The organism is Faecalibacter bovis (assembly GCF_017948305.1).
Lineage (GTDB): Bacteria > Bacteroidota > Bacteroidia > Flavobacteriales > Weeksellaceae > Empedobacter > Empedobacter bovis.
Window position 1 is genome coordinate 1,148,174 of the sequence record NZ_CP072842.1, and the last position, 19,171, is coordinate 1,167,344.

Consider the following 19,171-nt stretch of genomic DNA (forward strand, 5'->3'; position numbering starts at 1 on the left):
TAAATGAAGAAAAAGGCTTTAATTTTATTTAACCTTGCATTAATGACATCTATGAATGCTCAGAGTTATAAAAAAAGTTACCCACAAACAAAAGAAATCAACCACGTTGATAAATATTTTGATGCTGAAGTAAAAGATCCGTATCGATGGTTAGAAGATGATTTATCTGATGACACAAAAAAATGGGTAATTGAACAAAATAAAGCAACTTATGCTTATTTAAATGAAATTCCATTACGAACACAGTTAAAAAAATCTTTAACTGAAATTTATAATTACGAAAAAATTTCAACTCCATTCAAAGAAGGAGATTTTACATACTATTACAAAAACGACGGGTTACAACAACATTCTGTTTTATACCGTAAGTTAGGTGAAAACGGGAAAGAAGAAATCTTTTTAGATCCAAATACTTTCTCTAAAGATGGTTCTACTTCTTTAGCTGACGTTTCGTTTTCTAAAGACGGATCTTTAGTTGCTTATTCGATTTCAGAAGGAGGTTCTGATTGGAGAAAAGTAATCGTTTTAAACGCAAAAGATAAATCAGTAGTTGGTGAAACCTTAGTTGATGTTAAATTCTCAGGAATCGCATGGAAAGGAAACGAAGGTTTCTACTATTCTTCATACGATAAACCAACAGGTTCAGAATTATCTCAAAAAACAGATCAACACAAATTATATTACCACAAATTAGGAACATCTCAAAAGAAAGACGTTTTAGTATTTGGTGGTGAAGATATGAAACGCCGTTACGTTGGTGCTTATTTAACTAATGATGAGAAATATTTAATCATTACAGCAGCAAATACAACAACAGGTAACGAATTATATTATCAAGATTTATCTACTCCTAATTCGCCAATTAAAACAATTTTAGCTGATTTTAATTCGAATACAAATGTTGTAGATAATGATGGTGAAACGTTCTATTTAATGACAAATAGAAATGCGCCAAATAATAAATTAGTTAAAGCTAATTTATCGACAATTGATAATGAAAACACTTGGCAAACTGTAATCGCAGAAACTAAAGATGTTTTATCAGTATCTAAAGCCGGAGGATATTTATTTGCAAAATATTTACGCGATGCAATTTCGGTTGTAGAGCAGTATAAATATGACGGAACTAAAGTTCGTCAAATCGAATTACCAGGTGTAGGTACAGCTTCAGGTTTTGGTGGTAAAAAAGATGATAAGGAAATTTACTTTGGATTTTCTAATTACGTAACTCCATCTACAAGCTACAAATACAATGTAGAAACTGGTTTATCGGAAGTTTACATTAAACCAAATGTGAAGTTTAATTCTGAAGATTATATTTCTGAACAAGTTTTCTATACATCAAAAGATGGAACTAAAGTTCCGATGATTATTACCTATAAGAAAGGATTAAAGAAAAATGGTAAAAATCCTACAATCGTTTACGGTTACGGTGGATTCAATATTTCTTTAACACCTGCATTTAGCGCAGCAACTGCTGCTTGGGTTGCAAATGGCGGAATTTACGCAGTAGCAAACTTACGCGGTGGTGGTGAATATGGTAAAGAATGGCACGATGGAGGACGTCAGTTTAATAAATTAAATGTTTTTGACGATTTCATTGCAGCTGCAGAATATTTACAAAACAACAAATATACTTCGCCAGATTATACAGCTTTATCAGGAGGTTCTAACGGAGGTTTATTAGTTGGAGCAACAATGACAATCAATCCTAAAATTGCAAAAGTTGCTATGCCAGCTGTTGGGGTTTTAGATATGTTACGTTACCACACATTTACTGCTGGTGCAGGTTGGGGATATGATTACGGTACAGCAAATGATTCGAAAGAAATGTTTGAATATCTAAAAGCATATTCGCCTGTTCATAATGTAAAAGAAGGTGTTTGTTACCCTGCGACATTAGTTACAACAGGAGATCATGACGATCGTGTAGTTCCTGCACATTCATACAAATTCGCTGCAGAATTACAGAAAAAACAAGCATGTGATAATCCTGTAATGATCCGAATCGAAACTAAAGCTGGTCACGGTGCTGGTCGTTCTACAGAAGTAATTATTAACGAAACAGTTGATAAGTACGCTTTCACTTTGTGGAATATGGGAATTAAAAAACTGAAATAATATCAATATTCTAAATTTAAATCCATCTGATAAATTCAGATGGATTTTTTATTTTTATAAAAAAGTAAAAAATGAACATAAAAACATACGCAGCCTTTAACGAAACTGATCCTTTAGGGCCATATACCATAGAAAGACGCCAAATACAAGCAAACGATGTTGCTATTGATATCGAGTATTGTGGTGTATGTCACAGCGACATTCATACAGCAAAAGGAGATTGGGGTAGACCAAATTATCCAGTTGTTCCAGGTCACGAAATTATTGGTCGTGTAAAAGAAGTAGGAGCAGAAGTAACTAAATTTAAAGCTGGAGATTTAGTTGGAGTTGGATGTATGGTTGAATCTTGTAAATCGTGTGATCCTTGTAATCATGGCATCGAGCAATATTGCGAAAACGGATTCACAGGAACCTACAATTCTAAAAAATCTAAATACAGTGGAATTACTTATGGAGGATATTCAGAATATATTGTTGTAGAAGAAGACTTCGTGTTAAGTGTTCCTAATACTATCGATATTAAAGCTGCTGCGCCACTTTTATGCGCAGGTATTACAACTTGGTCTCCATTGCGCCATTGGAACGTTAAAACGGGCGATAAAGTTGGTGTAATTGGTTTAGGAGGATTAGGACACATGGGTGTGAAATTCGCAAAAGCGATGGGTGCACATGTAGTGATGATTACGACTTCGACTTCTAAAGGTGAAGATGCAAAAAAATTAGGAGCTGATGAGGTTTTGATTTCTACAGACGAAGATCAATTAAAAGCTCATAAAAATTCGTTTGATTTTCTATTGAATACAATTCCGGTAAAACACGATGTTAATCCTTATTTAAACTTATTGAAATTAGATAAAACGATGTGTTTAGTTGGTGCGATAGAACCGTTAGAAGCAGTACATGGTGGGAATTTAATTTTAAAACGTAAAAATCTTGCTGGTTCATTAATCGGAGGAATTAAAGAAACGCAAGAAATGTTAGATTTCTGTGGTGAGCATAATATTGTTTCTGATGTAGAAATTATTGATATTCAGAATATAAACGAAGCTTACGAACGTATGATGAAATCAGATGTTAAATATCGTTTTGTAATTGATATTAAATCTTTCAATAAAATATAATAAAAAAGAAAGCCGCTCAATGAGCGGCTTTCTTGTATATAAAAGTAGATTATTTTACTTCTTCTGTAGTAGCAGCTGTAGAATCAACTGTTACATTTTCTACTGAATCAGCAGCAACACCTGGAGTTTCAACTGCTGTAGAATCTAAAGATACTGAATCTGTAGCGAATACTGCAGAATCAACAACTGTTTCAACATCTGTAGTTTCTGTTTTCTCTCCACAAGATACTGCTCCTAATGATAAAGTTGCAACTGCAACTAATGCGAAAAATCTTTTCATTTTAATATATATTTATTTTATAAATTATTTTACTTTTTCTGTTGTGCTTGTTTCTGTAACAACTACAGAATCATTTACTTTCGTAGAATCAACTACTACACTGTCTGCTATTACTAAAGAATCTACAGTAACGATAGAATCGTTTGTAGCTTCTACATCAACTGGAGCTGGTTTTTCTTCTCCACATGATACTAATGTTAATGATCCTCCTAATGCTAATACAGCAAATGCGTTTAATGCGAACTTTTTCATCATTTATATTTTTTGATTTTAAACAATAATTTGATTTGTTTGATATTCCAAAGTTAGATCACCAATTTTCCACTGTTTAGAATATTAGTTGTATTGTGATTGTAACAATTTTACATGATTTTGAAAGGTGATTTTACAAGGATTTATTGATCGATTTTAGTTAATTTCTGTTTGATGTATCGATATTTTTGTTTTATTTGTAATAGGAAAAACATTGTTTTGTAAATCGGAAATTTTATTTACAAAACAATGTAATTCAATTAAATGAAAATAATAAATTGAGCAAATTTACAGACATAGAAATTTTCGAAATTCTGAAAAAATCAATCGCTGATCGATTTTTAGAGGAAAATTCTGCTCAATCATCAGATATTTCTAAATGGAAAGGACAAGAAATTGTCGTTTTTCAAGAAGATTTGTTCAATCGAACTAAATCTACAGTAAGCGAGAAATGGTTTTATACTTATTTTAAATCAGATTTTAAGAAACTTCCTCGCATTGACATGCTAAATTTATTGTCGCAATATTGTGGATTTAAAAATTGGGCTCATTTTTTACATCAAAAAGAAATAGAAGTATTTGGTAAAACTGAGAAAGAGAAGGAGCCTTACATAATTTCGAGACCTGAGATTGATATTTCGAAAGATATTAATCAAGAAATAAACGAAGTTGAACAAATTACACCAACTTTACAAACAAATAAAGAAAGTCAAACTCCAACCAAAGAAGAAAAAACCAACTCGTCAATTAAAAAAATCGCTGTTATTACTTCTATTATTAGCGCTGTTCTTTTAGCTGGTTTAGTTGTTTATTTTAGTTTTTTTCAAACAAAAAATTACGAATTCTGCTTTGTTGATTCGGATCGACAAACTTTGGTAAAAAACTCAGTTGAGGTTACCATCCTTCGTCAAGGATTTACTCCGTTGTACTTAAATTCTAAAACAGGTTGTATTCAATTCGAATCTAAAAGTGATTCGGTTCAAATGGTTGTTGCTACACCTTACCATAAATTAGATACTTTTAATGTAAATCTGCATCAATACAGACAACCTGAAAAGATATTGTTAGAGCCAGATGATTATAAAGTTATGCTTTATTATTATTCTAATTCGGCTAAAGATTTAAAGCAAAGAATTGCAAAATTAAACCAAATGATCGATGATAATGCCTTGATTTATCAAGTGTATGATAATGATTATTTTGGGGTAGAAATTTTAACCAAACAACAATACATAAACCTAGTTTCTTTACCAACAACTTCGTTGAAGAATTATTCTTTGATAGAGTCTGAAAGTAAGAACGGAAAAATCGTTAAACTAAAATTTAAAATTCAGCAAGATGAGGAGGATAATTAAACTGATGAATTTGTGCTTTTGTGCAATTTTATCGATTTGGATCATATATTCTTGTAAAAAAGATACAACTTACGAAGGAGATTATAATCCAGAAGTAATTAAAGGATATAAAAACGAAGCTTCAACAGTTACTACTAAAATGGATTCTATTGAGGCAATTAACTTTATTTCGAAGCAGAAACTTAGAGAGTTTTATGAGTTGTCTGCGTTGGCATCAAACAATAATGATAGTGTGGTCCAAGAAATTTTGATCACTCAATTAAGAAGTTATTTTTCTAAAGAAGATGTATCTGAAGTTGATACATTATTAAGTAAGCTAAAAAATAGAAACATTCATTTCGTTTCTGTTGCTAAGTTTAACATTATCCCAAACGATAGTTTAACGCCTGATACAATCAAAAAAGCTGATTATACTTTAAATCTATTTAATAAAGATAAAAAGTTAGTTAAAACGATTGATAGAACTTCGGTTTTCGTATTAAAACAAGAACCAATTCAGTTTAAAAGAGAGTTTAAATTCTATTTTCAGACTTTAAATTTGATGAAAGATTCAATTCAAAATGATACAATTTCGTCAGGAATTAAACAATAATTTAAAGAAATATCGCCCTCATAAGCGTCAGTAATATTATCAATAGGTCTAAAATAAGTTAGGCCTATTTTTTTTGTTTCAGGTTTACATCTGGCTAAAAACTTATCATAATATCCGCCACCGTAACCCACGCGATTTCCGAACTTATCTGCCACAAACATAGGTACAAATACCACGTCAATTTGTTCAGAATCTATTTCAGTATAATTAATAGGTTCAGGAATTTGGAGTGAATTTAATTGGGTTTCAAATCCATTTTCAACCCTACAATTAATCATATCGTCACCTATGACTAACGGCAAAACTACAGTTTTTTTATTCTCATAAAGCCATTTAATAATTGGATAAGTGTTTATTTCATTGTTCTTTTCGATGGGTAAAAAAATATGAAAGACTTGATCATTTTCAAAATCAAATTTTTTAATCTGTTCAAAAATTTGAGCACTTAATGAATTAACTTCCTCTTTTGAAAATTGTTTGCGTAACGAACGATAATGTTTTCTTGCTTCAGCTTTCTGCATTCAATTGGTTTTAAAAAACGAAGTTATGAAATGAATTGATTATTTGATAGAAAATAAATAAGCCATCAATTGCTTGATGGCTTGTTTTTATATAGTTCGATATAATATCGTTATATTTCTTTTACTGTAATAATGTTTACAGGACATGCTTTTGCAGCGCGTTCGCAGCTATCAGCAATCCCATGATCTGGATCTTTTAATGTATGGAATCCCTTTTTATCAGTAGCTTTTAATAAAACAGATTTCCCATCTTTTTTAGACATACGGAAACGTTCTGGTGCTAACTCATAACAATAGTTACATCCGATACATTTATCGCGTTGTAAAGTAATAATTACCATTTTTTACTTTATTTTTTAGTGCGAATAAGCTCCTTCTTCCACATTATTTTGTTGCGTTCCTGGATCTTCAACCTTTACTAATTTATATAATTTATCAGAAGGTCGAATACGGAAATCTAATGGAATTGTAATGCTATTACCTTTTGTTGCAATATCAGCTTTTACATCTTCCACCATCATTTCAGTAACTTCCATTTCTTTTGCACCAGTTGTTGGACCAGTAACTAAGATTGTATCACCAACTTTTAAATCATAAGCATCGATAACGAATTGACCGATATTAGCTTTCGGGAAGAAATGTACACCTTTACCAATGTAAACTTTCTTTTGTGTAGCCATAGATCCTGGTACAGCAGACCATTCACCTAATTTTTGACCTAAGTAATATCCAGACCAGAAACCACGATTATATACAGTTTGTAATAATCCCATCCAGTAATCAACTTTCTCTTTTGAGTACGTTCCGTCAGCGATAGAATCAATAGCTTCACGGTAACAACGAATTACAGTTGCAACATATTCTGGAGCACGACCACGACCTTCAATTTTTAATACTTTGATTCCAGCGTTTACGACTTGGTCTAAGAAATCAATTGTACATAAATCTTTAGGCGACATCATGTATTCGTTATCTAATTCGATTTCGAATCCAGTTTCCTGATCGATAACAGTATATTTTTTACGACAGTTTTGTTTACAAGCTCCACGGTTTGCAGAAGAATTGTGCGAGTGTAAGCTTAAGTAACATTTTCCAGATACAGCCATACATAATGCACCGTGTCCGAAAATTTCAATTTCTACTAAGTTTCCACTTGGTCCACGAACGTCATCTTTCACGATTAATTCACAAATCTTTTCTACTTGTTTCAAACTCAATTCACGAGATAATACCATCGTATCAGCAAACATTGCGTAGAATTTTACTGTTTCGATATTAGTAACGTTAATCTGAGTTGAAATGTGAACTTCCATTCCGATTTGTCTTGCATAGGCAATCACCGATTGATCCATTGCAATAACAGCCGTAATATTAGCTTCTTTCGCTTTATCTAATAACACTTTGATCAACGATAAATCGTGATCGTAAATGATTGTATTTAATGTAAGGTAAGAACGCACACCTTTCGCTTCACAACGCTCTACAATTTCAGGTAAATCACCCATTGTAAAGTTAATCGAAGCACGTGCACGCATATTTAATTGATCTACACCAAAATATACAGAATCTGCACCATTGTCAAGGGCCGCTTGTAAAGATTCAAAATTACCAGCAGGAGCCATTAACTCCATTTTTCCATCTTTGGTCATACGAAATTTCTGATTTTAAGGTGCAAAGGTATAAAAAATTGAAAGAACTTTATAATGAATTAAAATAGAGGATGTTTATTTCGTTATAAATTATAAGAAATACAATCGTAAAAATATTTGAAATGATGAATTAGATAAGTGGTTTATAATAAATAACTTATTGCTAAATTAGGCTAATGAATTAAAATAGATAAAAAATGATAAAATTATATTTTGGATGTTTAATCGGTTTGTTATCACTAAATGCTTGTAATACGACTCAAAATTTAGGGAAAGATGAAGTTTTAATGTATATAGCGGCAGAACAAGTAGATTGTGTAGGAGTTGTACCTATGAAATGTTTACAAGTAAAAGAATCTAAAGACGATAATTGGACTTATTTTTATTCTGCTATTGATGGATTTTCGTATGAATCAGGTTATGAATATGAATTACTTATAAAGAAAACTAAGGTTTCGGATCCAGTTCCAGCTGATGCATCTTCCATTCAATATCATTTGATTAAAGTGTTAAAAAAGACAAAGAAATAATATAGATTGCGATTGCCTGAAATTATTTTAATTTTGCAGTATGCAAATAGAAAGTCTTCAAAATCAAAAAATAAAAAACTTGCTGAAATTGCAAGATAAATCGAGAGAACGTAAAAATCAAGGATTGTTTATTGTTGAGGGAACTCAAGAAAATGAATTAGCAATTAAAGGAGGTTACGAAGCAGTTGAAATTTATATCTGTGAAGATATTTATGATGCAAATATAAAATTCGATAATCCAAGACGATTTGAAATTACTCGAGCTATTTTTGAAAAGATTGCATATCGTAAATCTACAGGTGGTATTATTGGAGTTTATAAAACGAAAGCATCAAAATTAGAAGATTTAAATTTACCTGAAAATCCTTTAGTTGTCGTATTAGAAGCGGTTGAAAAACCAGGGAATTTAGGTGCTGTTTTAAGAACCGGTGATGGTGCAAAAGTAGATGCTGTAATAGTTTGTGATGAAACGGTAGATTTTTTTAATCCGAATGTAATTAGATCATCGGTCGGAACTTTATTTACGAATCAAATTGCGTCGGCATCTAAAGAAGATGTTTTAGATTATTTAAAAAATAAAAATGTTCAGATCATTTCAACTTTCTTGCGCGACGAAACCATTAGTTTATACGAAGCTGATTTTACTTCAGGTTCTGCAATTATTTTAGGAACAGAAGCGACAGGATTATCTGATTTTTGGGCCGATAATTCAGCAGCTTTAATTAAAATTCCGATGTTAGGATTTGTAGATTCTTTAAACGTGAGTAATGCAGCAGCAATTTGCGTGTATGAAGCCGTAAGACAAAGACAATAATTCTTTTAAAATAACAAAAAGCCACTCAATTTGAGTGGCTTTTTTATGTTTACTGTTATTTGAATTTTCTTAAAATTTTCTTGTACCATGGTAATTTCCCATTGTATTGGTAACCGTAGCCATACCCGTAGCCATATCCGTAACCATAGCGGTATCCATAACCTCTATTCATGTCAACATCATTAATAATCATATTCATGTTTTTTAAGATGTTTTCTTGGTACATATGCTTTGGAATATCCATTACATTTTTATCTGTATAATTTGCTCTAGAAATATACAGAGTTAGATCAGCATTTTCAGCAATTAAAACCGTATCTGTAACTAAATTTACAGGTGCAGTATCTACAATAATATAATCGTAGTGTTCTTTTGCGTAATTAATGATTTCAGCAAATCGGCCATTCATTAATAATTCTGCTGGATTAGGTGGAATTACACCTGCATTTACAAAATCAAAGTTAAAACCACCAGGTTTATTTATAATTATATCACTAGGTAAAATGTCAGAATCTGCTAAGAAATTAGTTAATCCTGCCGTTTTTCTCGAAAATCCATCCAAATCCAAATAATCTAAAATTTTAGGATTACGAATATCAGCTCCAATTAATAAAACTCTGTCATTTGAAAATGTATAGATTTGAGATAAATTGGTAGCTACATAAGTTTTACCTTCACCTGAAATTGAAGATGTGATGTAGATAACTTTTCCGTCTTTTTTATTTTTATCGATAAAGAAATTGATGTTGGTACGTAACATTCTGAAAGATTCTGCCGTAACAGAAGTATCATTTCTTTCAATAATTTTAACCTTACTATTCGGGATTTGACCAGCAACTGGTGCTCCAACAATTTTTTCTAAATCCTCTTTTGTGTGTACTTTATTATTTAATAATTGACGTAAGAAAACAAACGCAAATGGTATGGCTAATCCTAACGCAATAGATCCCATATAAATCATACGAGAATTAGGAGAAACCGCACCTCCGTTTCCGTAAGCACTGTCAACAATCTTTATATGTTCTGGTGTAGAAGCTGCTTTAATTTCAGATTCTTCACGCTTTTGTAGTAAAAACAAATATAAAGCTTCTACAATTTGTTGCTGTCTTGAAATGTCTTTAAAGACACGTTCTTGAGCAGGTATTTTAGATATACGATTGTTAAGATTTGATTGTTTTGATTGTAATGAATTTAATGATGTTTGAATATTATTACGATATAATTTAAAACTTGATTTTAAATTAATTTTTACATCATTAATTTGTTTTTGAAGCGTTTTTACATCATTATGATGCTCCGTTACATTCTTTAATTTTTCTTCTTTTGCTAAAATTAAGTCGTTGTATTGACTAATTGTGCTAGTGATAGTACCATCAGTTAACCCAATGTTTGTTGGCAACAAATTATCACGATTTGTTTGTAGCGCTTTATTCATAAAGTCTACTAACGATAATTGTGTATTATAATCTAAAATTTGTTTTTCAGTTTGTGTAGATTCGCCTAAGAAAATACTAGCTTCTGATTCTAAATCTGTGATTTTATTTGATGTTTTATAACTCTCTAAACTACGGTCAACACCTTGTAATTCGTTCGTAACAATAACCAAACGATCATTGATAAATTTAGATGTTGATTCAGTGATTTTCGCATCATCACTTTTTAAATCTTCGTTATAAACATTAACTAATTCGTCAATAAATTCAATGGCACGATTAGGAACATTATCAACTAAACTTAAATTTAAAATACGAGAATTTTCGCTTGAAGGAGAAATCTGAATTCTACCTTTATATGAATTTACTGTTGAAATAAATGGTGAAAATCGAATGATAATTTCAGAACCATTTTCACTTCTTAAATCTTTATCAGGATTTGGTAAAATAATAAAATCGCCAGTAGAATTGTAAATCTTCTGACCGAAATTATATTTTTTTGTTCCACCAATTTCATCAATTAATTCAAAACTTGTTGGCGATAGAATTCGAATTCTATAATTTCCGTAAAGTTTATCACTATTTGAAGTTAAAGGGTTAATGAATTTAACTTGTATTGGGGAATTTTTACCGTAAACTTCAATTTCTTTAATTCGACCAACTCGTGTATAAGAGATGTTTAAATCTTTGGCGTCAACAACTTGAGAGATGATTCGACGAGATTTAATAATTTCTATTTGATCAGCTAATTCAGCATCTGCTTCTTTATTTAACATGCTGTTATTTAAAGCAGCTAACTCAATATTTTTAGCATTTTTACTATTAACCAATACTTTGGCGCTTACAGCATAAGTACTAATCGCATATTTTAAGTAGGTATTTGCACAAACTAATGCGATGATTAATCCGATAGCAAATAAATACCAATATTTTAAATAAGGAAAAATGATTTCACGAAGATCAAATGAACTATTTGAATTTTGTCCAAAATCAATTTCTTTGTTGTTTTCCATTTTATAATCGAGTGATGATAGTTGTAATTGAAAGTACTAATCCAATGATACTTGCAGCAATTGTTATAGTTCTTGTACTTGAAGCATTTTGTATTGCTGATTTGTTTGGTTCAACGTAAATTACGTCGTTTTGAGCTAAATAATATACAGGTGAATTAAATACTTCTTTAGATGTTAAATCAACACGATGAGATTCAACTTGTCCTTCAGTATTTCTAATTACCATGATATTATTTCTTACACCATTAATTTTTAAATCTCCTGCTAAACCAATTGCATCAATAATAGAAACTTTCTCAGATGGTAAAACTTTAGTTCCAGGACTATTAACTTCACCTAAAATTGTAATCTTAAAATCTGCAAATGATACATTTACAGAAGTGTTTTTGATATAAAAAGATACTTTTTCTTGAATTAAATCTTGAGCCTCAATACGAGTCAAACCTTTCACATTAACTTTTCCTAAAATAGGCATATCTATAGCACCATTTTGGTCTACTAAATATGTTTTACCTTCCGTATCGTTTGTAGAGGAACTTTGTAAATTAAAAGGAGCTGTAGTTGTTGCATCAGTAGCGTACACGCTAACTTTTAATTTATCGTTAATCTGAATTTTAGGTGCGTTTTCTTGCACAAAAGTATTGATGGTTTGCGCATCATTAAAATAGACAACATCTTCTCTTTTTGCACAAGAAAAAATGATGAATGAAAACACAATTAGATATAGAATGTTTTTTAATTTGATTTTCATGCTTGTTGATCTAGAATTTCAAAGGTAGAATTTTGAGATTTAAATTCAGGAACGATTTGTTTAATTTTTCGAACAAGTTCAATATTATCTCTATTATACTCTGTTTCTTTCGCAAAATAACAAAGTGTTGAAATATTTTCAAACGTATTTTCACATTTTGAATAATTAACCTTTGCAATCATGATTTTTTCATGATGAGTTTTGGTTGTGTTTTCATCACTAGCAAGTAATTCTTCAAAAATTTTCTCACCAGGTCTTAGTCCAATAACTTTAATATCAATTTCTTGTGGATATTTATAACCACTTAATCGAATCATTCGCTTAGCTAAATCAATTATTTTCATTGATTCGCCCATATCAAATACGAAAATTTCACCACCTTTTCCCATTGTCCCCGCTTCTAATACCAATTGACAAGCTTCCGGAATTGTCATAAAATAACGCGTGATTTCAGGATGAGTTACTGTTAAAGGTCCACCTTGTTCTAATTGACGTTTAAATAAAGGTATAACAGATCCGTTAGAACCCAAGACATTACCAAAGCGAGTCACAATGAAATTGGTATTTGAAAGCGCATTTAAACAACTAACATAAATTTCAGCACATCGTTTTGTTGCGCCCATTACGTTTGTTGGATTAACAGCTTTATCCGTAGAAACCATTACAAATTTCTCAACATTATATTCATGCGATAAATCTGCCATTATTTTAGTTCCTCTTACGTTCGTATTAACCGCTTCGTAGGGATATTTTTCCATTAAAGGAACGTGTTTATAAGCTGCTGCATGGTAGATATAATCAGGTTTATGCAGCTCGAAAATATTTTTCATTCGATCTAAATCTCTTACATTTCCAATGATATATTCAATATCATTTTTTTTGTTAGAAACCATGCTTTGTTCCACGTCGTACAATGCTGATTCAGCAATATCTAATAAAATTAATTTTTTGAAATTTTTACGTGCCACTTGACGAGCAATTTCACTACCAATAGATCCTGCTGCTCCTGAAATTAAAATCGTTTTATTTTCTAATTCATTTTCAACGATCGGATTATTTAATTCGATTGAGTCACGACCTAATAAATCTTCAATTTTTAAATGCTTAATCTGTCTTGTAGAATAATTTCCATTAATCCAATCATTAATTGCAGGAGTAATTTTAACCTTAATTGGATATTCAGTTAATTTTTCTGAAATTTTTAATAATTGGGATTTTGAAATATTTTGGATAGAAATGATTACTTCATCTACTTGGTTATTTTGGATAAATTCATCAGTTAAAATTGATGAATGATGAACCATTAATCGGTTAATCTTTTTTCCAGATTTTTTAGGATCATCGTCAATAAAACATAATACTTGAGCATCAGATTTTTGGTCAGCTGCAAGTGCATTTAATGTAATTGCTCCAGAATCTCCTGCACCGTAAATGATTACTTTTTTACCTCTTTTATTATTCCCTAAATAATAGGCATATGTTGATTTATAGGAAATCCTCGCAAAAACCATTGCCACAGTTGCAACAAAAGAGTGGATGAATAAAATTGAATAAGAGAAACGATAAAAATGAACCGTTTCATCTGTCAAATCCATTGTGTTTCTAATAAAAACAGAGAAAGTTAAAAGTACAAAAAAGGATAAAATATTTGCTATAAATACATTTTGGGCATCTTTTAACCCTGTTTGTCTTATTACACCTTTGTAGGTCCCGAAAAGTAAATATAATATAGCGTATACAGTAACAACTATAGGTAGTTTTAAATATACATTTACCAGGTTGAAATTATTAGTGAAATTGTTTATAATAAAGTTACTAATTATGTAGGTAAAGGCTACAATATTTAAATCAATTACCAATATCACCCATCGAGGTAAATTTTTAAGTAAATTATTTTTAGTTTTACTTATCATTTGGTTCTTTTAGAGATAACAGTTAATAAATTAGGCTGTTATTTTGACTATGTGTTTGTTGTTAACTTTTAATGATTTATTAAAAGATTTTTACAAATATCATAAAATAATTTTGATATAATGTCTAATTAAAACTTCTTTTTCAAGTAGAAGTATTTATAACAGTTTAAAAATAGATATTTTAAGCAGAATTAACCGATTAATTTCATTGGAAATTTTACTTTTTTTAACAACGTAAATCCTATAAAAATAGTATTTTTGCACAAATATTCCCAAAACAAACAATGGAACAATCAGCATTTCTTTTTTCTACACGTGGTTCACATGAGTTAGCCACTAAAATTGCAGACCATTATGGTCAAGAATTAGGTAATTTAAAAATCGTTGAATTTAGCGACGGAGAATTTACTCCAGCTTTCGAACAGCCAATTCGTGGTGCACGCGTTTTCTTAATTGGATCTACACATCAACCAACAGATAACTTAATGGAGTTATTATTAATGTGTGATGCTGCAAAACGTGCATCTGCAAAATCGATTACAGCAGTAATTCCTTACTACGGGTTTGCGCGTCAAGATCGTAAAGACGCTCCTCGTGTTCCAATCGGAGCTAAATTAGTAGCGAAAATGTTAATGTCTGCCGGTGCGACTCGTGTAATGACAATGGATTTACATGCTGATCAAATCCAAGGATTTTTTGAAATTCCTGTTGACCATTTATTTGCTTCAACAATATTCGTAGATTATATCAATAGTTTAAATTTAGATAATTTATGCATCGCTTCGCCTGATATGGGAGGAGCAAAACGCGCAAATACTTATGCTAAGCATTTAAACGCGGAAATTGTTATCTGCCACAAAGAGCGTAAAAAAGCAAATCATGTGGATAGCATGATGTTAATTGGTGATGTTGTTGGTAAAAATGTAATCTTAGTTGATGATATGATTGATACAGCTGGAACTTTAGCTAAAGCTGCTGAACTAATTATGTCTAAAGGCGCATTATCAGTACGTGCAATCGCAACTCACGGAATTTTATCTGGACCTGCTTTTGAGCGTTTACAAGACTCAATGTTAACAGAAATTGCTGTAACTGATAGTATTCCATTAAAAAATTCTAGTGTAAGTAAAATAAAAGTATTATCTTGCGCTCCGCTTTTTGCTGATGTTATGCATCTAGTACATAGCAATAAATCAATTAGTCAACGTTTTGTTATCTAATTGGTTACAAAAACAAATTTTTAATTTTTATATATAATTTTATTATGAAATCTATTACAATTCAAGGTGTAAAAAGAGAAAACGTAGGTAAAGTTGCTACACGTGCCTTACGTAATGCTGAACAAGTACCTTGTGTGATTTACGGTGGAACTGAGCCAGTTGCATTTTCTGCAGATGAAAAAGCATTCAAAGGATTAGTATATACTCCAGAAGCTCACACAGTTACTATCGAATTAAACGATGGAACTAAGTTTGAGGCTATCTTACAAGATATCCAATTCCACCCAGTTACAGATCGTATCATCCACGCTGATTTCTACCAATTAGACGAGAACAAACCAGTTACTATGGAAGTTCCAGTTCGTTTAGTAGGACGTGCTCGTGGTTTAGTAGCCGGAGGGGTTTTACGTTTCAACATGCGTAAAGTTAAAGTTCGTGCTATTCCAGCTAATTTACCAGACGAAATCGAAATCGACATTACTCCAATGAGAATTGGTCACAAAATGTACATCGAGTCTTTAAAGAACGAAAAGTACTCTTTTGCTCACCCAGACAATGCAGTAGTTGTTGCTATCCGTACTTCTCGTAACGCTGTTAAAGATGCGGATTTAGAAGAAGATGAAGATTAATATTTCTCTTTAAATAAATTTAAACCACCTCAATCGAGGTGGTTTTTTTATTTTCATATTTTTAATAAAGATAAATTTGTCCGAGTTAAATAATTTATTATATTTGCAAAGTAAAATTAAACAAGAATAGAGGTATAATGTTTTCAAAAGCATGCGAATATGGTATTAAGGCGAGTATTTTTATCGCTCGTGAATCTATCGGTGGAAATCGTGTGAATTTGAAGCAAATTGCAGCTTCTGTCAATTCGCCTGAAGCATATACAGCTAAAATTTTACAAGAACTTGTGAAGAATGGGATTATAAGTTCTGTCAAAGGAAAAATGGGAGGATTTGAAATGGATCCAAAATCTTTAACAGAAATTAAATTAGTACACATCATTAAAGCCATAGACGGAGATGGGTTATACCACAGCTGTGTATTAGGTTTGAATGAATGTGATGCAGCAAGACCATGTGCTTTACATAAACGAATTTTTATGGTTCGTAAAGATTTGCAAAAAATGTTGGAAGTGACGTCTATGAATGATTTAATTGACGACATTGATAATGGTTTGGCATTTCTAAAACATTAAAAAAATTTGAAACTAAATAAGACAAAAATATCCGATTAATAGATTCCAATTATGAAACTACTTACCGAAATACAAAGCTCAAATCAATTAAGTTTTACATCGTCTCTTAACCAGACAGTATATGAAGCATGTTCTAAACATCATAAAACTTTGTTTTTTTGTTGGAATATTAGAACAGGAATTGATCGAAATGTTGAGATTGAGAGAATTGTAGCTTATGTTAATTGGTACGGTGAAAATATTTTATTTCCGAAAATGGAAATAGAGGAGAAGTTGTTGTTTACAATTTTAAGTGAGGATAATTATATAGTAAAACGAGCTTTAAAGGAGCACAGAAGAATTAGAAGATTATTCAAAATCGGGTCAAATCCGATGAAGAATTTAATTTATATAGAAGAAGAGTTAGATTTACATATTCGTTTCGAAGAGAAAAATATCTTACCAGAAATTGAAAATGTAGCGACTCAAAAACAATTAAAAGCTATTAACGAAGCTTTAGGTCAATTACCAACAAATGCTAATTGGGATGACCACTTTTGGGAATAATAACGTAAAATAATACTTATAATTTTTTAGATGATTTTTGAATAATAAGAATTCTATTTGCAGTGTGAATTTTTATTTGTGGTAAAAAGAAAGCCTTGCTATTGCAAGGCTTTCTTTTTATGTTATTTCTTAATCTTAATCTCGTATATATTATCCCACTTCTTACCTGTTACTAACATATTATCGCCTTTAAAAGCAATTCCATTTAGTACATCAGCTTGTGGACCTGTTTGTTTCGTTTTAAACTCACTTAAATCTAATTTAGCTTTTACTTGTCCTGAAGCTGGATCTATAGCCAAGATAGTTCCCGATTCGTAAACATTCGCGTAAATTAAACCATCTTTATACTCTAACTCATTTAATTTTAAATACACATTTTGATTGTCAACGGCCTGAATAGTGCGTTGATATTTGAAATTAGCATCAAAAAAATGAATTCGTTGAGTACCTTCGGAAACAGCTAATTGATCGCCAACTGTTGTAATTCCCCAACCTTCCATGATTTCGCCAGGCATGTTAATTTGATCCAGTTTATTAAAATCTTGATCGTATTTTAAAATTGCTCTATCCTGCCAAGTTAATTGGTAAATATTTCCATTCAATTCAGTTATACCTTCACCAAAAACATTTTCAACAACCTTATATTCTTTACTTGCTTTAGCATCACCCAATTTGTATTTTGCCAAATATGTTTCGTTGCGCAAACCAGTTCCTTCAAAAATGTTTCCATCTTTATAATAAAATCCTTGTGTAAAATATTTATTATCGTGAGGGTATGTATTTACCAATTCGTATGACCAAGTAGCTGCTGCTTCTTTTCCAAAAACGATAAAGGTAAATTCTCTCGAATTTTTAACTTCTGTACCTTTTAAGAATTCAATAAAAATAGAATGATTTCCTAATCCTACAACTTCATTTGTTATGGTAGATCCATTAGGAACATCTTTTCCATCAATAGTAATTCTTACATTATCAACTCCTTCTAAAGCCGAAAAATCGATGTTGATTTTATCACCTAACTTATACTGTTTTTGTTCAATTCCTGATACAATTTCAGTAATTGCATTGTTATTTGCTGCCCCTTCATCTTTACAAGAAGTAATCATAGCAGAGGCTACAAGAGCCATTAAAAATATCTTTTTCATAGAGAATTAATTCTAATATAGTATGTTATGAAATCTTACTACAAATATATTACTTTGTTCGATTAGGATTTGATTTTACAAACGAATCCCAACCCGAATAAGATTTTTGTTGTGTTATTTTGTTTCCAGAATTCAAATAATGACAAACTGCTGCCGCCAAACCATCTGTTGCATCTAAACGTTTTGGTAATTCTTTCAAATTAACTAAATGTACCAACATTGCAGCAACTTGTTCTTTAGAAGCGTTTCCGTTTCCGGTAATTGCCATTTTTATTTTCTTTGGTGCATATTCGGTAGATGGAATTTCTCTTGATAAACAAGCAGCAATACAAACACCTTGTGCGCGACCTAATTTTAACATTGATTGTGCATTTTGTCCTAAAAAAGGTGCTTCGATGGCTAATTCGTCGGGATGATATTCGTCGATTAACATAATAATTTTTTCAAATATACGTTTCAGTTTCATTTCTTGATTTGGTAATTTATTCAATAATAATTCACCCAAAGCAATTAACGAAATTTTGTTTCCCTGCACTTTTATCAAACCATAACCCAAGACATTTGTTCCAGGATCAATACCTAATATGATTCTTTCCATCGGAACAAATTTACGATATTTTATTACGAATTTTGATTTGCATTAATGTTCTGATAAATACTCATTGATTTAATAAAACTTTTGACTAAAAAGAAAAAGCTAGAAATTATCCTAGC

General features: G+C 31.0%; 20 protein-coding genes. 10 read left to right on the forward strand and 10 right to left on the reverse strand.

The window, feature by feature from the left end; all coding sequences use genetic code 11:
- The first annotated feature begins 3 nt into the window (after positions 1-3).
- Together J9309_RS05480 and J9309_RS05485 are read left to right on the forward strand one after the other, a co-directional pair.
- Positions 4-2,121: a prolyl oligopeptidase family serine peptidase gene (locus J9309_RS05480; protein ID WP_230477540.1), complete on the forward strand. Its 2,118-nt coding sequence runs from the start codon at positions 4-6 to the stop codon at positions 2,119-2,121.
- A 71-nt stretch (positions 2,122-2,192) separates the two neighbouring features.
- A complete protein-coding gene (locus tag J9309_RS05485; protein ID WP_230477543.1) occupies positions 2,193-3,242 on the forward strand; it encodes an NAD(P)-dependent alcohol dehydrogenase in 1,050 nt (349 codons plus the stop codon).
- Between the two features lie 49 nt (positions 3,243-3,291).
- Here the strand turns inward: J9309_RS05485 and J9309_RS05490 are convergent, their stop codons facing one another.
- On the reverse strand, positions 3,292-3,522 hold the full coding sequence (locus tag J9309_RS05490; RefSeq protein WP_230477544.1) for a hypothetical protein: 231 nt from the start codon (positions 3,520-3,522) through the stop codon (positions 3,292-3,294).
- A 24-nt stretch (positions 3,523-3,546) separates the two neighbouring features.
- Complete coding sequence (locus J9309_RS05495; protein WP_230477546.1) at positions 3,547-3,777, reverse strand: hypothetical protein; 231 nt, start codon at positions 3,775-3,777, stop codon at positions 3,547-3,549.
- Positions 3,778-4,052: 275 nt separating this feature from the next.
- Here J9309_RS05495 and J9309_RS05500 point away from each other — a divergent pair, with 275 nt between their 5' ends.
- Together J9309_RS05500 and J9309_RS05505 are read left to right on the forward strand one after the other, a co-directional pair.
- The gene (locus J9309_RS05500) at positions 4,053-5,129 is read left to right on the forward strand and encodes a hypothetical protein (RefSeq protein WP_230477548.1); all 1,077 of its coding nucleotides are present in this window, start codon (positions 4,053-4,055) and stop codon (positions 5,127-5,129) included.
- A gap of 4 nt (positions 5,130-5,133) precedes the next feature.
- Positions 5,134-5,721, forward strand: coding sequence for a hypothetical protein (locus J9309_RS05505; protein WP_230477549.1), 588 nt, complete (start codon positions 5,134-5,136; stop codon positions 5,719-5,721).
- Here J9309_RS05505 and J9309_RS05510 read toward each other — a convergent pair.
- The 3 genes from J9309_RS05510 to J9309_RS05520 form a co-directional block, all read right to left on the reverse strand.
- Positions 5,685-6,242 (reverse strand): 5-formyltetrahydrofolate cyclo-ligase, encoded by a 558-nt coding sequence (locus J9309_RS05510; RefSeq protein ID WP_230477550.1) that lies wholly within the window; start codon positions 6,240-6,242, stop codon positions 5,685-5,687. The genes J9309_RS05505 and J9309_RS05510 overlap by 37 nt on opposite strands.
- Before the next feature lie 110 nt (positions 6,243-6,352).
- A complete protein-coding gene (locus tag J9309_RS05515; RefSeq protein WP_121933947.1) occupies positions 6,353-6,583 on the reverse strand; it encodes a ferredoxin in 231 nt (76 codons plus the stop codon).
- A 15-nt stretch (positions 6,584-6,598) separates the two neighbouring features.
- Entirely contained in the window at positions 6,599-7,891 is a 1,293-nt protein-coding gene (locus J9309_RS05520) for a peptidase U32 family protein (protein WP_230477552.1), read from the reverse strand.
- 197 nt (positions 7,892-8,088) lie between these two features.
- Here J9309_RS05520 and J9309_RS05525 point away from each other — a divergent pair, with 197 nt between their 5' ends.
- Together J9309_RS05525 and J9309_RS05530 are read left to right on the forward strand one after the other, a co-directional pair.
- Positions 8,089-8,421 carry a DUF4377 domain-containing protein gene (locus J9309_RS05525; RefSeq protein WP_230477554.1) on the forward strand — a complete coding sequence of 111 codons (333 nt, stop codon included), beginning with the start codon at positions 8,089-8,091 and terminating at the stop codon, positions 8,419-8,421.
- Between the two features lie 40 nt (positions 8,422-8,461).
- Entirely contained in the window at positions 8,462-9,235 is a 774-nt protein-coding gene (locus tag J9309_RS05530) for a TrmH family RNA methyltransferase (RefSeq protein ID WP_230477555.1), read from the forward strand.
- A 55-nt stretch (positions 9,236-9,290) separates the two neighbouring features.
- On the opposite strand, the gene J9309_RS05535 is transcribed toward J9309_RS05530, so the two are convergent.
- From J9309_RS05535 to J9309_RS05545, 3 genes are read right to left on the reverse strand one after another with little or no spacing between them, the layout of a single operon-like run.
- Positions 9,291-11,681 (reverse strand): GumC family protein, encoded by a 2,391-nt coding sequence (locus J9309_RS05535; RefSeq protein ID WP_230477557.1) that lies wholly within the window; start codon positions 11,679-11,681, stop codon positions 9,291-9,293.
- Between the two features lies 1 nt (position 11,682).
- The gene (locus J9309_RS05540; protein ID WP_230477558.1) at positions 11,683-12,432 is read right to left on the reverse strand and encodes a polysaccharide biosynthesis/export family protein; all 750 of its coding nucleotides are present in this window, start codon (positions 12,430-12,432) and stop codon (positions 11,683-11,685) included.
- Positions 12,429-14,345 carry a polysaccharide biosynthesis protein gene (locus J9309_RS05545; protein ID WP_230477566.1) on the reverse strand — a complete coding sequence of 639 codons (1,917 nt, stop codon included), beginning with the start codon at positions 14,343-14,345 and terminating at the stop codon, positions 12,429-12,431. Before J9309_RS05545 ends, J9309_RS05540 begins: the two co-directional genes overlap by 4 nt.
- Positions 14,346-14,629: 284 nt before the next feature.
- On the opposite strand from J9309_RS05545, the gene J9309_RS05550 reads away from it, so the two are divergent.
- The 4 genes from J9309_RS05550 (at position 14,630) to J9309_RS05565 (ending at position 17,312) form a co-directional block, all read left to right on the forward strand.
- Positions 14,630-15,565, forward strand: a complete 936-nt coding sequence (locus J9309_RS05550; RefSeq protein WP_230477567.1) for a ribose-phosphate pyrophosphokinase — start codon at positions 14,630-14,632, stop codon at positions 15,563-15,565.
- Between the two features lie 44 nt (positions 15,566-15,609).
- Complete coding sequence (locus J9309_RS05555) at positions 15,610-16,194, forward strand: 50S ribosomal protein L25/general stress protein Ctc (RefSeq protein ID WP_230477568.1); 585 nt, start codon at positions 15,610-15,612, stop codon at positions 16,192-16,194.
- A 137-nt stretch (positions 16,195-16,331) separates the two neighbouring features.
- Positions 16,332-16,766: an RrF2 family transcriptional regulator gene (locus J9309_RS05560; protein WP_230477569.1), complete on the forward strand. Its 435-nt coding sequence runs from the start codon at positions 16,332-16,334 to the stop codon at positions 16,764-16,766.
- Between the two features lie 51 nt (positions 16,767-16,817).
- A complete protein-coding gene (locus J9309_RS05565; protein ID WP_230477570.1) occupies positions 16,818-17,312 on the forward strand; it encodes a hemerythrin domain-containing protein in 495 nt (164 codons plus the stop codon).
- A 122-nt stretch (positions 17,313-17,434) separates the two neighbouring features.
- Here the strand turns inward: J9309_RS05565 and J9309_RS05570 are convergent, their stop codons facing one another.
- On the reverse strand, positions 17,435-18,457 hold the full coding sequence (locus tag J9309_RS05570) for a glutaminyl-peptide cyclotransferase (RefSeq protein WP_230477571.1): 1,023 nt from the start codon (positions 18,455-18,457) through the stop codon (positions 17,435-17,437).
- Positions 18,458-18,506: 49 nt separating this feature from the next.
- Entirely contained in the window at positions 18,507-19,055 is a 549-nt protein-coding gene (ruvC, locus tag J9309_RS05575; protein ID WP_230477572.1) for a crossover junction endodeoxyribonuclease RuvC, read from the reverse strand.
- Positions 19,056-19,171: the final 116 nt, after the last annotated feature.